Source organism: Pantoea sp. MQR6, from assembly GCF_022761075.1.
GTDB classification, from domain to species: domain Bacteria; phylum Pseudomonadota; class Gammaproteobacteria; order Enterobacterales; family Enterobacteriaceae; genus Pantoea; species Pantoea phytostimulans.
Genome location: NZ_JAKYXB010000001.1, coordinates 582615 through 596790, shown reverse-complemented (window position 1 = coordinate 596790; position 14176 = coordinate 582615). Strand labels below are relative to the sequence as shown.

Sequence of the window (14176 nt, the reverse complement as noted above, 5' to 3'; positions counted from 1 at the left end):
AGCGGTTAACAGGTTAAGCGGAGAGCCAGGCGAATTCGTGGAAGCGATAGCCCATCATCATGCCCGACGGCCAGGCTTCTACACCCTTCACTTTCTTGCTGTAACCATCAGTGGAGCTGATAAACGTTGGGATGATGGTGCCGCAGTGGTCATAAATCAGTTTCTGCATATCGCCATACATCTGTTTGCGTTTGGCCTGATCGCGCTCGCCGCGTGCAGTCACCACCAGCTGATCGAACTGATCATTCTTCCAGCCCGATTCATTGTTGGGCGCACTCGACATGTAGAACTGCGAAAACAGCATATCCAGCGTGGGCCGTGGGTTGATGGAGCCGTAGCCCACCGGATCTTTGGTCCAATGGGTTGACCAGTAACCGTCGTAAGGCACGCGGCGCACTTTGAAATTGATGCCGGTGTTACGCGATACCTGCTGAATCAGCTGACCGCCTTCGTTCGAGCCTTCGATATTTGGCGTGGTGATAATCTCAACCGTCGCGCCGGTCATGCCCGCTTTCTGGATATGGAATTTGGCTTTTTCTGGGTCAAGTGGACGCGGTTTGAGATCGGCGTTGTAGAGCGGATGCCAAGGCGGAACCGGCGTATCGTTACTGACATCGCCATAACCTTGCAGCACGGTTTTGACCAGCATTTCGCGGGGTTGCAGATACTTCATCGCCAACACGAAATCTTCGTTGCTGCCTGGCTTCACATCCGTGCGCACAATCAGGTTGGTGTACATGCCAGATTTACTCTCCAGCACGCCAAAATCGCTGGTGGCTTTGATGCGTTTACAATCGGCGGCACTTAACGTTGAAACGATGTGCAAATCGCCCGACATCATGCCGTTGACGCGTGCGGCCTGATCGGTCACGCCCAGCAGTTCAACTTCATCCAGATGCGGCAAGCCGGGTTTGAAATAATTGGGGTTGCGCGTTCCCACCGAACGGGTGCCCGGCGAGAACTCTTTACAGACATACGGGCCAGTACCGATGCCTTTGGTAAAATCTTTGGTGCCATCCTGAACGATCAGGAACGGCGGCGTAGCCAGCATGTAGGGCACGTCGAAGTTGGCGCTGCTTAACACCAGTTGCACTTCATTATCATTGACTGCCGTGAAGGTTTTGAACTGATCGGCCAGCTTAAAAGCATTTGATGCGACGGCGGGATCTTTGTGGCGGCTCAACGAATAAATAACATCTTTGGCGGTGAGCGGCTTGCCGTCGTGGAAGGTGACGCCTTTGCGCAGTTTGATCTGCCAGGTAATGCCATCCGTTGATTCAATCGATTCTGCCAGCGCCGGTTTGGCGGCAAGGTTTTTATCCAGCTCAGTCAGGCCGTTATAGAACATATATTGACGCGTGTAGTCGCCGCTGTTGTTGCTTTTTGCTGGGTCCAGCGTGTCGGTGGCGGAGGCGTTTGACATCGCCGCGCGCAACTTGCCGCCCTTCACAGGGTTCTCAGCAGCAAAGCCCACTTGTGGAAAACCCATCAGACCACTGCTCATTGCGGCGCCTGCCGACAACAACTTCATTAAACTGCGGCGGGACAGTGATCCTTCCGTGATCATCCGCGTCAGTGCCGGATTTACTGCGCCAGAATCTTTATCAAATTTACCCATCTGTAGACCCTCAATAAGCATTCAATAAGCGTTCAATAATCGATTCCCTCACGGTTCCTGGTTACAGGAAGGCGACAATCAGGCATATCCCAATACGCTTACTGAAGTAAGTGATTCGGATGAGCACATGCAGCCAACGCCCCTGCAGCCTGAAACAGGACGGGAAATCAGGAGAGCCGGTCCTTGGCCTTGTAATACAGCCCGGCGAGCGGCAAAAACCATGGCTTGCCGTGATAACCAGGCAAGGCAGGCCACGTCTCGCGTTGCCAGGGATTCTGATTGGTTTTTTCAGCCAGCAAGTCGGCCATTACGCGCCCCATCCACACTGACATCTGCGTGCCGTGACCGCTGTAACCGAGTGAATAAAACAGGCCATCCTGTTCACCGGCGCGTGGCAGGCGATCGGCGGTCATGTCCACCATGCCACCCCAGCAATACGCCACGCGCGCCTTGCTCAACGGCGGAAACAGCGTGGTGAACGCATCACGCAGGATCTCACCACTGCGTGAATCGGAGGTAGGGTTACTGACAGCAAAGCGTGCCCGGCCACCAAACACCAAGCGACGGTCGGCGGTGGTGCGGAAATAGTTACCGAGGTTCATTGAGGTGACATACGTGCGATCCTGCGGCAAGACCTGACGCAGCAGTTCGTCGCCTAACACTTCCGTTACCACGATGAAACTGCCCACCGGCACGATGCGGCGCTGGAACCAGGGAAATGGCCCTTCCGTTGAGCAGCCGGTTGCCATCAACACTTTGTCGGCAACGATTTCACCCTGAGCGGTTTGCACGCGATGGCGATAGCCGTCGAGACGCTCCAGCCCGGTCACTGCATGATGCGGATAAATTTTTGCGCCGTGGCGTGCAGCCGCATTCGCCAACCCCACACCAAACTTGCCCATGTGCATCTGTCCGCCGCGCTTTTGCAACAAGCCGCCGTGGAAATCGTTGCTGCCCACTTCGCGATGAATTTCCTCTTTGCCGAGCAGTTCAATCTCTGGATCAACGGTGCGGCGCATCAATTCCCAGGCTTCGCGTAGACCGGCGAAATGGGACGCTTTACTCGCCAGTTTGATTTTGCCGCACAAGCGAAAATCGCAATCGATCTGTTCTTCATGCGTGAGCTGCTCGACATAGCTCACCGCTTCGTCGTAAGCACGATAGAAGCGGCTGGCCTGTTCTACGCCCTGGCTCGCCACCAGCGAAGCGAAATTCTGCGCTACGCCCGTGTTACAGTGCCCACCGTTACGCCCCGAGGCTTGGCTCATTACCTCGCCGCTTTCCAGCACCACCACGCTGACGCCGCTGCGTGCCAGATTGAGCGCCGCCGAGATGCCGGTAAACCCGCCGCCGATTACCACGACATCAGCCTGTGAAGGCAGTGATTCTTTGGCCGCGCCGGTAAAAGCGGGGGCGGTGGCTTGCCAGAACGATTCGAGTTTCATTACGTGGTCCTTAAAGTCCGACGACGCCAGGCAGGCCGCCAATATCTTTGATTTCGGTGTAGCCGTAAGCCGGATTGGCGGGCTCATGCCCACGATCCACCCAGACTTTGTTGGTAATGCCGAGATCGTGCGCGGTCATCAGGTCATATCGCAGGCTGGAAGAGACGTGCAAAATTTCGTCTGGTCGGCAATCGAGCTTCTCCAGCATGTATTCGAAGCCTTTCATCTGCGGCTTGTAAGCGCCCACTTCTTCTGCGGTGATGGTCATGTGAATCGGTGCACCGAGACGCGGAATATGATGCGGGATCAGGTCATTCATGGAGTTGGTCAGCAGCACCAGCGGGAACTCTTTTGCCACTTTAGCCAGCCCGGCGGGCACGTCTGGATGCGGGCCCCAGGTGGCGCAATCGGTATAGATGAAGTCGCTGTCAGCTTTATCCCAGCGCACGCCCCATTTTTTGCAGGTGCGCTGCAGAGCGTTGCTCACTACGTCGTAATATGGCTTCCACGCGCCTAACACTTCATCCATGCGATAGCGGGCGAAATCGGTGGTAAATGCGCTCATCGCTTCTGGCGCTACGCGCTCAGAGAAACAGCGTTCTGCGGCACCGGCCATATCAAAGAAGATCAGCGTGCCGTAACAGTCAAAAGTGATGTATTTAGGTTTAAACAGTGCCATGAAACAACCTCGTCATTGTCAGATGTTTAGTTTAAAAATCGATGAGTACGCTTTTCTGGCGTTGGCAGGCCTGAAACGCCTGACGGCCTAAATCTTTGCCGATGCCTGAACCGATAAACCCGCCGGTTGGAATAATGAAGTCGCCGGAGCGGCCGTAGCGATTGATCCACACGGTGCCCGCTTCAATGGCGCGCATGGCACGCAGGGCGCGCGGTAAACTCATGGTGTGAACCCCGGCGCACAGACCATAAATCTCATGCGCCGCCAGTGCTAAACCTTGCTCTTCGTCGTCAAAGGTTTGCACCGTCAACACCGGGCCAAAAATTTCCTGCTGCACGGCGGGATTATCCTGCGCCACGCCGCTAAGCAAGGTGGGCTGCCAAAACCAGCCGCCGTCGGTGTTAGCAAAACGTTCACCGCCCACCAACACTTCTGCGCCCTGCGCTTTTGCTGCCTCGATAACCGAACAGACTTTGTTGCCCTGGCGTTCGTCGATCAGTGGCGCATAGCGGCTTTGATCGTTCCAGGTTACGCCAGGCTGAACTTCGCGGCACAGCGCGGCTAAACGTTCAACCAGCGGATCGGCAATGCCTCGCTGTACAATCAAGCGGGTGCCCGCGACGCAGGCTTGTCCGCCGTTGGCGGTGAAGCCCCGAAGAATACGTTGCGCCAGCTGATCAATATCGCCCGCATCATCAAACACCAGCTGCGGGCTTTTACCGCCCAATTCCAGCGTGACCGGCTTCATGCCAAACTGCGCGGCATCACTCATGATGCGGGCGCCGGTTAACGTTGAACCGGTGAACGAAACTTTGCGCACCAGCGGATGTTTTACCAAGGCACTGCCAGTCACCGCGCCGCTGCCCTGCACAATGTTCAGCACGCCAGCGGGTAATCCTGCTTGCACTGCCAGCTCAGCCATGCGCACAGTTGAAAACGGCGTCAGTTCTGAAGGCTTCAGCACCACAGCATTTCCTGCTGCCAGCGCCGGGCCGCATTTCCATGACGCCATCGACAATGGGAAATTCCATGGCGTAATAGCACCAATCACGCCATAAGGTTCAGGGATCAGCATCCCGAGGCTGCTTTCACGGGTAGGAAACAGGTCACCGCTGTATTTGTCTGCACATTCGGCGTAGAAACGAATGGCTTCTGCGGTGAACGGAATTTCGTGCTGCACCACATCGCTGATTGGACGGGTTGAACCCAGCGATTCAAGTTGCGCTAATAAGCTGTCTTGCTCGATGAGATCGGCCCAGCTACGTAATACGCGACCACGTTCACGCGGTGAGCAGCTCGACCAGCCGCTGGTTTTCAGTGCCTGGTGCGCACTATTCACTGCGCGATCAACATCATCCGGCTGGGCTTCATTGATCGTGGCAAAGACTTTGCCATCGGAAGGCCGCTTGACCGCAAACGGCGCGCCTTGTGTCTGAGTATGTTGGCCATCAATATAATGACCAACAGGAAGAGAGACTTTTTCAGGGTCGAAACTTAACATGGAAGAATCCTTATTTGTTACACCCATCACTCGCTGATTAATTAGCTTTTCATCGCGACTTATATTCAGTGTTAATAAGCTAATGCAGAAAGTATGCCAGCCACGAAAAAAATAAAAATGCGTTTAAAACAGCGCAAAAAAATTTTCTGCCGTATTACAGCAGCAAAATTTGCGGAATTGCCGAACATTTAAACAGATGATTTACTTCACAAAATATTTGCATCGCTTTGGTGCGCCATGCACGAAACTTGCACTAAAAGGGAGAGGACGCGTAAAACTGGATGGAACGCACAACATAAAAACGCCCATATTATTAATTGCAGGCGCTTTTTAATTAGTTACTTGCTAATACTAATTTTTAAATTATGTGAATGCCTTCACGTATTCCCTAAATAGTTCGGGTCGAAGAAAGGTTTGCAACCAACGCACCGGCAGTTTTAATTGGGAAATTACCGCTGTGTATCCCCTAAATAATTCAGTTCGAAGACAGGCATGCAACCCATGCACCGGCAGTTTTAAGTATAAGAATAACGCTACATACTCTACATAACTGAGGTCGAAGATAGGCATGCAGCCAACGCACCGGCAGTTTTAATTAGGAAATTACCGCTGTGTAACCCCTAAATAATTCAGTTCGAAGACAGGCAGGCAACCATTGCACCGGCAGCTTTAAGTATAAGAATAACGCTACATACTCTACATAACTGAGGTCGAAGATAGGCATGCAAACAACGCACCGGCAGTTTTAATTAGAAAATTAACGCTGTGTATCCCCTAAATAATTCAGGTTGCAGGAAGGCGGCAAGCGCGTAAGTCCCCGGGAGCATACATAAGTATGTGACCGGGGCGAACGCGTGCAGCCAACACACCTGCAGCCTGAAGTATGACGGGGGGCGAACGCGTGCAGCCAACGCACCTGCAGACGGGGATAGGACGGGGATATCAGAGGCTACCGATATGGAAGGTCTTCTGTTCTAGATACTCATCTATTCCGTAGCGTGAACCTTCGCGGCCTATTCCTGATAATTTCACCCCACCAAAGGGCGCAACCTCTAATGAAATAGCACCGGTATTGAATCCGACCATACCAAATTCCAGTGACTCGGCGACACGCCAGGCGCGACGAATATTTTCCGTGAAGAAATAGGCGCCAAGGCCATATGGCGTATCGTTCGCCATTGCGATCGCCTGTTCTTCGTCATCAAAAATAAACAGCGGTGCCACTGGGCCGAAGGTTTCTTCATGAGCTATACGCATTTTGTTCGTGACGTCACCTAACACCGTCGGCTGAACATAGGTTCCGTTGCCCTGGCTGATTCCGCCTGTGAGCAACGTCGCGCCCTGACTGAGGGCATCATCGATATGGCTGTTAACTTTTTCTACCGCACGCTCATTGATCAGCGGCCCGATGGTGCTGCCTGGCGTGAAACCGTCGCCCACTTTTAAGGTTGCTACCGCTTCCAACAGACGCGCTGAGAAACGTTCATAGATGCCGCGTTGCACCAGGATGCGGTTAGCACAGACGCAGGTTTGCCCCGCATTGCGGAATTTACTCACCATGACGCCGGCTACGGCGATGTCGATATCGGCGTCATCAAACACAATCAATGGCGCATTACCGCCTAATTCCAGGCTAAGGCGTTTGATGCTGTCGGCGCTTTGCTGCATCAATAACTGACCAACGCGGGTGGAACCGGTGAAGGAGATTTTGCGTACAGTGCGACTTTCCGTTAACGCCGCACCAATCTCGGTGGGCAAACCGGTGACAACTTGCAACACGCCGGAGGGAAAGCCTGCGCGCTCTGCCAGAACCGCCAAGGCCAGCGCAGAAAGCGGTGTCAGCTCTGAAGGTTTCACAATAATTGGGCAGCCCGCCGCCAGAGCCGGAGCGACTTTGCGAGTGATCATGGCGATAGGGAAATTCCACGGCGTGATGGCGGCTGCCACCCCAACCGGCTGTTTCAATACCAGAATGCGGCGATCGTCGCTGGGAGAAGGAATCGTATCGCCATAAATGCGGCGCGCCTCTTCGGCAAACCATTTCACGAAGCTGGCACCATACAGTACTTCGCCTTTGGCTTCCGCCAGCGGTTTGCCCTGCTCAGCGGTCATGATGATTGCCAGGTCATCCGCGTTATCAATAATCAGCTGATGCCATTTTTCCAGCAGCGCTGCGCGAGCAGCATTGGGCGTTTTTCCCCAGCTGATGCGTACTGCATCGGCATGGGCAATAGCTTGTTCGGTTTCTTCCCGGCCTAACGCCGGTATGGTGGCAATGGTTTCACCGGTGGCTGGATCAATGACCGGCAGCGTTTCGCCCTGATGTGCGTCTTGCCAGCGTCCGCCAAACAGCGCCTGCTGGCGCAGCAGATCGCCATCTTTAAGTTGTATCCGCGACATAACATCCCCTCGTGATGGTTTTATTTCACTTTATCGCGTCGCGTCAGCGCAGGATGTTTTTCTACGGGATGAGAAAGGAAGTTCAGGGAGTTTTCACTGCGGAAAAAAAATTTTATGCCGTGGAACGCGCCCAGCCTTGCCGGGCGCTTTTGCTTAAATTTGGAAATCGAGTACCGGTTCTTCATCGCTGGTGTAAGAGAGCGCTTGACGCTTGATCTCTTCCAGCGACAGATTGGCATTACACAACTCCAGGAACTGCCAAACGTAATTGCGCTGGAGCTGGCCGCGCTTCAGACCGAGCCACACGGTGCTGGCTTCAAACAGATGTGTTGCATCCAGACGTACCAGATCTTCACCCTCATCCAGCTCACAGGCTTGATCAGCGAGAATACCGACGCCAAGACCGAGTTTTACATAGGTTTTTACTACGTCGGAGTCCTGCGCACTCAGCACGATATCAGGCCGTAAGCCCGCGCCCTGGAATGCGCGGTCAACCCGCGAACGGCCTGTTATGCCCTGACGATAGGTGATCAGTGGATACTGGCTGAGTTTACTGAGTGAAACCGGCTGCTGCTGCACCAGTTCGTGATCTTTCGGCACCAACAAGGCATGATGCCAGCTGAACCATGGAAAGGCGGCCAGGCTAGAATTATTCACCAGCTGTTCACTGGCGATACCGATATCCGCTTCGCCTGCCAACAACATGGTGACGATCTCCTGCGGCGAACCTTGGTTTAACTCCAGGCGCACGTTGGGATAGAGCTGACGGAACGCCTTGATCACACGCGGCAGGCTGTAACGCGCCTGAGTATGGGTAGTGGCGATGGTGAGAATACCGCTGGTTTCGTTGGTAAAGACATCGGCGAGACGCCGCACTTTGCCCGCCTCATCAAGAATGCGTTCGGCAATGGTGAGCAGCGCTTTGCCCGGCTCAGTCATCCCCAACAGACGCTTACCGCGACGGATGAAAATCTCTACACCGAGCTCATCTTCCAGATCGCGTATATGGCGACTCACTCCCGACTGGGAAGTAAACAGCGTATTCGCAACTTCCGTTAAGTTAAACTCACAGCGGGCCGCTTCACGAATGATTTTAAGTTGCTGGAAATTCACGATATTTACCTCCCTTTACGAAACCTGTTCTTCAGATGGTAAGAACTATTATTGATAACAACAAATAATAAAAAAGATTCTTATATGACTTTAGGGAATAAGTGGAGGGGTTCGGGGTGCGAACCGGTGCCTGGGTTCGGGGCGCGAACCGGCGCTTGAGTCCGGCACGCCGAAACGGGCGCGGTGGCTTTTTCGTTCGCCCGCCAACCGGGCAGTTTCATTTCCTCCCTGCGGGCGACCGACAAGGGTTGCTGAGTGGCAACCCTTGACCCGCGCTTCCGGCCAGCCCCCTCGCCGCTTCGCGGTTCCCTCGTTTTTTCACGATTTCTGACGGACCGGACGGATTCGCCATCCCTGGCTCACCCCGTCCTCATCGCGGCATCCCTGCCGCTCGTCCTGAAATCCCTCATTCTCTCGGCGAGTGAAATGGCCTCTGGCAAACCCCGCGGCAACAGCGGCACCGTTTCTTTTATGTTTAGCACTGCTGTGAATCTCACAAACCCATTCCGCCTTCTCGCGTCTTCGGTTACTGAATTTCTACAGCCCTGTCTGTGGGCTTTAGTTTTATGAACTGAGTCTTGGAGCATCGGAGTTTCAGACGAGGATGTATGTCAGAAAGAAAAGAAAGTGGCAGGCGGTGGGGTGCCGGAGGCATACGGTGCGCTGAGGAAAGAGCGGAGGCCAGGGCGAGCGGCAGGGATGCCGCGAAGAGGCTGGGTCGAGCCAGGACGGCGAGTCCAGCCGGTCCGTCAGGCCGGGTGAGTGACGAGGGAACCGCGCGAAGCGTGGCGCGGAGTCTGCCGGACGCCGGGATTGTTAAGGGGCTGGCGTAAGCCCCTTAACACGTCCGCCTGCCCGGAGCAGATGAAACTCCCCAGCGCCTGGCGGGCGTAATCTTCTCAGTGCAAATCCGCTGCAAGCAAAATCCGCACTCCGTGCACTGACCTTAGCCCGCTGCAAGCGTGACATACCCACACTGGGCATTCCCCACCAGCGGCTGGTCGGTCCGCAAACCGACAAATCAGCTCACTAGCATCAGCTCGCGCTCTTCTGTCAGTGGCTTATTCAATAACGACAATAGAATATTTTTTACTGCTTGCGCCGAAGGTGACAGCGGCAAACGTGCGGAGACGTTTAGCGACAGCGGCAGATTCAGCGATGGGCTGTTGATGCGCGCCATCCAGGCATTGGTTGAACCCACTAGCGAACGCGCGGCGGATTCGGGCAACACGGAAACGCCCATGCCGCTGGCCACGGCGGCAGTCAGTGTGGAAATAGATTCAATCTCACCGATAATGCGCGCGCTCAGACGACGCAGTGAGAACGCTTCGTCAACGCGTTTGCGCACTGCACTGTAATCACGTGGCAAAAACAGGCTCATCTGCGCGACATCCGCCAGATCCACGGTGCTGCCAGGACAATCAGTCGCACCCACCAGATAAAGCTCTTCTTTCATTAATGGGATGCTGTTAATACCGGCCGTCGGCGCGCGATCGTACAACACTGCCATATCGAGCTGACCGTTCATCACTTTTTCATTGAGTGAACTGCCGCTGTTTTCGTGCAGATACACCAGCACATCTGGAAATTGTTCGCGAACCGTTTGCAGCAATGGCATGGTCAGCGTAGAGGCCGCTGTGCCGGGTGCAAGGCCAATCGAGACCTGGCCATTCAACGCTTGTCCGGCGTTGATCACGGCTGTTTGTGCCTGCTCACACTGACGCAGAATAGTGCGTGCGTGAGCATAGAGAATTTTACCGGCTTCGGTTGGCGTTACGCCGCGCTTAGTACGGATCAGCAATTGTTGATCCAGTTCATTCTCCAGCGTAGCGACCTGCTGGCTGAGCGCAGGCTGTGCAATATGCAGCACTTCTGCTGCCTGAGTCAGACTGCCGATATCGACGATTTTAACAAAGTACTTCAGTCGTCTTAAATTCATCATGCCTCCGTCACCTTCCCCGAATAGTTAGCTGGTCGAGCCAGCCACTTTGTAGTGAAGGAAATTGCAATATGCAGGCCAGGTTGCAACATAAGGTGCCTTAGAAAAGCCAGAGTTATCCTAACGGCCCGGAAAATAAGCGTTTCTAATTACCTCTTACGGGTTAATAAGCACAAAGCATGAGTGATAGCATCAAATAACTTAGGGGTGCGCACTGATATGGTGCAGAAGTTGCGAGTCAGATGTGCAAAAAAGTGATGGCTGGTCGTACACTTTTAGTGCAGTTCGATCCAGGAGGGCGCATCAAAGACGCCTAGAGACTGCCTTAACAGATATCCAGAAGTTAATATGATGTAAACGTTATCAGTGGTTAATCTTATGATCATGAGGTTAGGCGTCGTTTGTCCCCCTCCTCAATCCTCTGAAGTGCGAGGTCGTTTGTCCCCCTCCTCAATCCTCCCCCATACATGGGGGAGGAAGATGCTGCAATATGCCCGCTTTGTACCTGCATGTGGCAGCGTCTCCTTCCCCCGCGTCGCGGGGGAAGGCCGGGATGGGGGACAGCGCGCAGAGGAAGTCGTTTGTCCCCCACCTCAGTCCTCTGAAGTGCGAGGTCGTTTGTCCCCCACCTCGGTCCTCTGAAGTGCGAGGTCGTTTGTCCCCCACCTCGGTCCTCCCCCATAAATGGGGGAGGAAGACGCTGCAATATGCCCGCTCTGTACCCACATGTGGCAGCGTCTCCTTCCCCCGCGTCGCGGGGGAAGGCCGGGATGGGGGACAGCGCGCAGAGGAAGTCGTTTGTCCCCCGCCTCAATCCTATGAAGTGCGAGGTCGTTTGTCCCCCACCTCGGTCCTCCCCCATAAATGGGGGAGGAAGATGCTGCGATATGCCCGCTCTGTAACTGCATGTGGCAGCTATTTACCCGCATGCGGCAGCGTATCAGCGTTTTTTACGGTTACGATGCATATCTATGGAGACAGCCGCGACGATGATGATGCCTTTGATGATGTCCTGAATATAAGCATCCACGCCAATGAAGGTGAATCCGCTTTTTATCAACCCGAGGATCACCGCGCCAATCAGCGTACCGGTAATGCGGCCGACGCCGCCCATTAAGCTGCTGCCACCGATGACCGCTGCCGCAATCGCATCCAGTTCGTAGGCCATGCCCATGCTTGACTGTCCGCTGCTGACGCGAGCCGCCAGCACCACGCCTGCCAGGCCAGAAAGTGCGCCCGCGATGGTATAAACGATGATCAAATATTTGTTCACGTTAATACCGGAGACTTTCGCCGAGGTCATGTTACCGCCGATGGCATAAACATATTTTCCGTAGCGCGTATGCTTAAGTGCGATATGGAACAGGAAAGCCACCACCAAAAAGATAATCACCGGCATTGCGCCCTGACCGATTGAAGTAAAGCTGTCGGAGAGGAAACTGATCGGATTACCCTGCGTGTAATACTGCGCCAGGCCGCGCGCGGAAACCATCATGCCCAGCGTGGCAATGAACGGTGGAATGCCGGTGCGGGTAATCAATACGCCGTTGACCAGGCCGCACAGTAATCCGACCCCAATCCCGGCACCAATCGGTATTGCCGCAGGCATATTCACCAGCGACGGGAACATCGGTGAAAGACTATCAGACGTTTGCGCAAGACTCGCTGCCACCACGGCTGTCAGGGCAATGACCGAGCCGGAGGACAAGTCGATGCCGGTGGTAATAATGACTTGTGTCACGCCAACCGCGATAATGCCGATGATCGCAACCTGCAGCAGAATCAAAATCAAACGGTTAGTGTTCATCAGGAACGATTGGTCGCGTACGTACCAACCGGCCATTTCAAAAATTAATGCAATACCGACCATGACAATAAAGATGCCGGTATCTCTGGGCAGCTTGTGCCGCAGATTGGTGAAAAAAGAGGGTTGCTGCTGGGATGCCGGATTGGCAGTCACTTTCATATTGCTCATAGTTTTCTCACGCCTCACTCAGATGCCAACGACAGAATGGTTTCCTGGTCGGCGTCTTCTTTATCGAGGATGCCGGTTATACGTCCGCCGTGCATAACCATCACGCGGTCGCTCATGCCGAGGATTTCCGGCAGTTCAGACGACACCATGATGATTGCCACGCCACGATTCGCCAGTTCACTGATCAAGCGATAGATTTCAGCTTTCGCCCCGACGTCAATACCGCGCGTCGGTTCGTCCAGAATCAAAATCTTGGGTTGAGCCAGCAGCCAGCGCGCAATCAACACTTTCTGCTGATTACCGCCGCTGAGGTTATTGATGATCTGATCCATGGTTGGCGTTTTGATGTTAAGACGACGAATCTGCTCCATGCAGTCCTGCGCCATCTTCACGTGACTGACAAAGCCGCTTTTGCCGCTGTATTCCGGCATGTTGACGATGCTCATGTTCTCCATCACCGACAACACCAGAAACAGCCCGGACTTTTTACGATCCTCTGTCAGAAACGCCATGCCTTTCTCAATCGCTGTAGAGGGTGAATCGATATTCACCGGCACGCCATCAATCAGCACTTCGCCGCTGTCAAAACTCTCCATACCAAACAGACTTTCCATCACCTCGCTGCGCCCTGCGCCAACCAGTCCCGCAACACCGAGGATTTCCCCTTTACGCAGCGTAAAATTGATGTCGGTGAAGCGATCTTTGCAGGTGAGATTACGCACCGTCAGCACATCTTCGCCGATGGCATTGTTGAATTTCGGGAAGAGCTGGGTCAGTTCACGCCCTACCATTTGGGTGATCAGCGACTGACGTGTAAACGCCGAGGTGTGGTTGCTGCCAATCCAGCTGCCATCACGGAAAATACTGACTTCGTCAGTAATCGCGAAAATCTCATCCATCTTATGGCTGATATAGATGATGGCTTTGCCCTGCTCACGCAGGTCGCGAATAATGGTAAACAGATGGGCAACTTCGGTTTCCGTCAGCGCGGAAGTGGGTTCGTCCATGATCACGACGTCTGAATTCCATGACACCGCTTTGGCAATTTCGACCATTTGCTGCGACGCAATACTGAGATCGCCCACCATCCGATCGGCTTTCAACCGAATATTCAGTCTGTTTAACAGCTCTTGAGTTATCTGGTTAAGCTTGCCGTGATCGACGAAGCCAAGCCTCATCGGCTCACGTCCCAGCCAGATGTTCTCAGCGACTGTCATGTACGGCACCAGATTCAACTCTTGGTGAATCATCGAAATGCCGGAACGCAACGCGTCCATCGTGTCCTGAAACTGCACCGGCTCCCCTTTAATGCGGATGGTGCCCATATCGGGACGGTACATCCCGATAAGGCACTTCATTAAAGTGGATTTGCCCGCGCCATTTTCGCCCATCAAGGCATGCACCGTTCCCGAACGCACGCGCAGCGAGACGTTGTCGAGTGCTTTGACTCCCGGGAAAAATTTGCTGATACCTTCGGCTTCAAGCGCAAAAGCGGTCATACATCAC

Annotated in this window: 9 protein-coding genes; all 9 read right to left on the bottom strand. The window is 54.1% G+C overall.

The window, feature by feature from the left end; genetic code table 11:
- Window positions 1–13 precede the first annotated feature (13 nt).
- The 9 genes from MUG06_RS02595 to MUG06_RS02555 all read right to left on the bottom strand — a co-directional run bounded on the left by MUG06_RS02595 (window position 14) and on the right by MUG06_RS02555 (window position 14169).
- Entirely contained in the window at window positions 14–1618 is a 1605-nt protein-coding gene (locus MUG06_RS02595) for an ABC transporter substrate-binding protein (RefSeq protein WP_243077636.1), read from the bottom strand.
- A gap of 167 nt (window positions 1619–1785) precedes the next feature.
- The gene (locus MUG06_RS02590) at window positions 1786–3063 is read right to left on the bottom strand and encodes an FAD-binding oxidoreductase (protein WP_243077635.1); all 1278 of its coding nucleotides are present in this window, start codon (window positions 3061–3063) and stop codon (window positions 1786–1788) included.
- A 10-nt stretch (window positions 3064–3073) separates the two neighbouring features.
- Complete coding sequence (locus tag MUG06_RS02585) at window positions 3074–3742, bottom strand: haloacid dehalogenase type II (RefSeq protein WP_243077634.1); 669 nt, start codon at window positions 3740–3742, stop codon at window positions 3074–3076.
- A gap of 31 nt (window positions 3743–3773) precedes the next feature.
- The gene (locus MUG06_RS02580; RefSeq protein WP_243077633.1) at window positions 3774–5243 is read right to left on the bottom strand and encodes an aldehyde dehydrogenase family protein; all 1470 of its coding nucleotides are present in this window, start codon (window positions 5241–5243) and stop codon (window positions 3774–3776) included.
- A 942-nt stretch (window positions 5244–6185) separates the two neighbouring features.
- A complete protein-coding gene (locus MUG06_RS02575) occupies window positions 6186–7643 on the bottom strand; it encodes an NAD-dependent succinate-semialdehyde dehydrogenase (protein ID WP_243077632.1) in 1458 nt (485 codons plus the stop codon).
- 153 nt (window positions 7644–7796) lie between these two features.
- Window positions 7797–8756, bottom strand: a complete 960-nt coding sequence (gene cbl / locus MUG06_RS02570) for an HTH-type transcriptional regulator Cbl (protein WP_243077631.1) — start codon at window positions 8754–8756, stop codon at window positions 7797–7799.
- 1021 nt (window positions 8757–9777) lie between these two features.
- Window positions 9778–10695 carry a nitrogen assimilation transcriptional regulator NAC gene (nac, locus tag MUG06_RS02565; RefSeq protein WP_243078481.1) on the bottom strand — a complete coding sequence of 306 codons (918 nt, stop codon included), beginning with the start codon at window positions 10693–10695 and terminating at the stop codon, window positions 9778–9780.
- 940 nt (window positions 10696–11635) lie between these two features.
- Window positions 11636–12661 carry an ABC transporter permease gene (locus MUG06_RS02560; protein WP_243078480.1) on the bottom strand — a complete coding sequence of 342 codons (1026 nt, stop codon included), beginning with the start codon at window positions 12659–12661 and terminating at the stop codon, window positions 11636–11638.
- A 23-nt stretch (window positions 12662–12684) separates the two neighbouring features.
- Window positions 12685–14169 carry a sugar ABC transporter ATP-binding protein gene (locus MUG06_RS02555; RefSeq protein WP_243077630.1) on the bottom strand — a complete coding sequence of 495 codons (1485 nt, stop codon included), beginning with the start codon at window positions 14167–14169 and terminating at the stop codon, window positions 12685–12687.
- Between the last annotated feature and the right edge of the window lie 7 nt (window positions 14170–14176).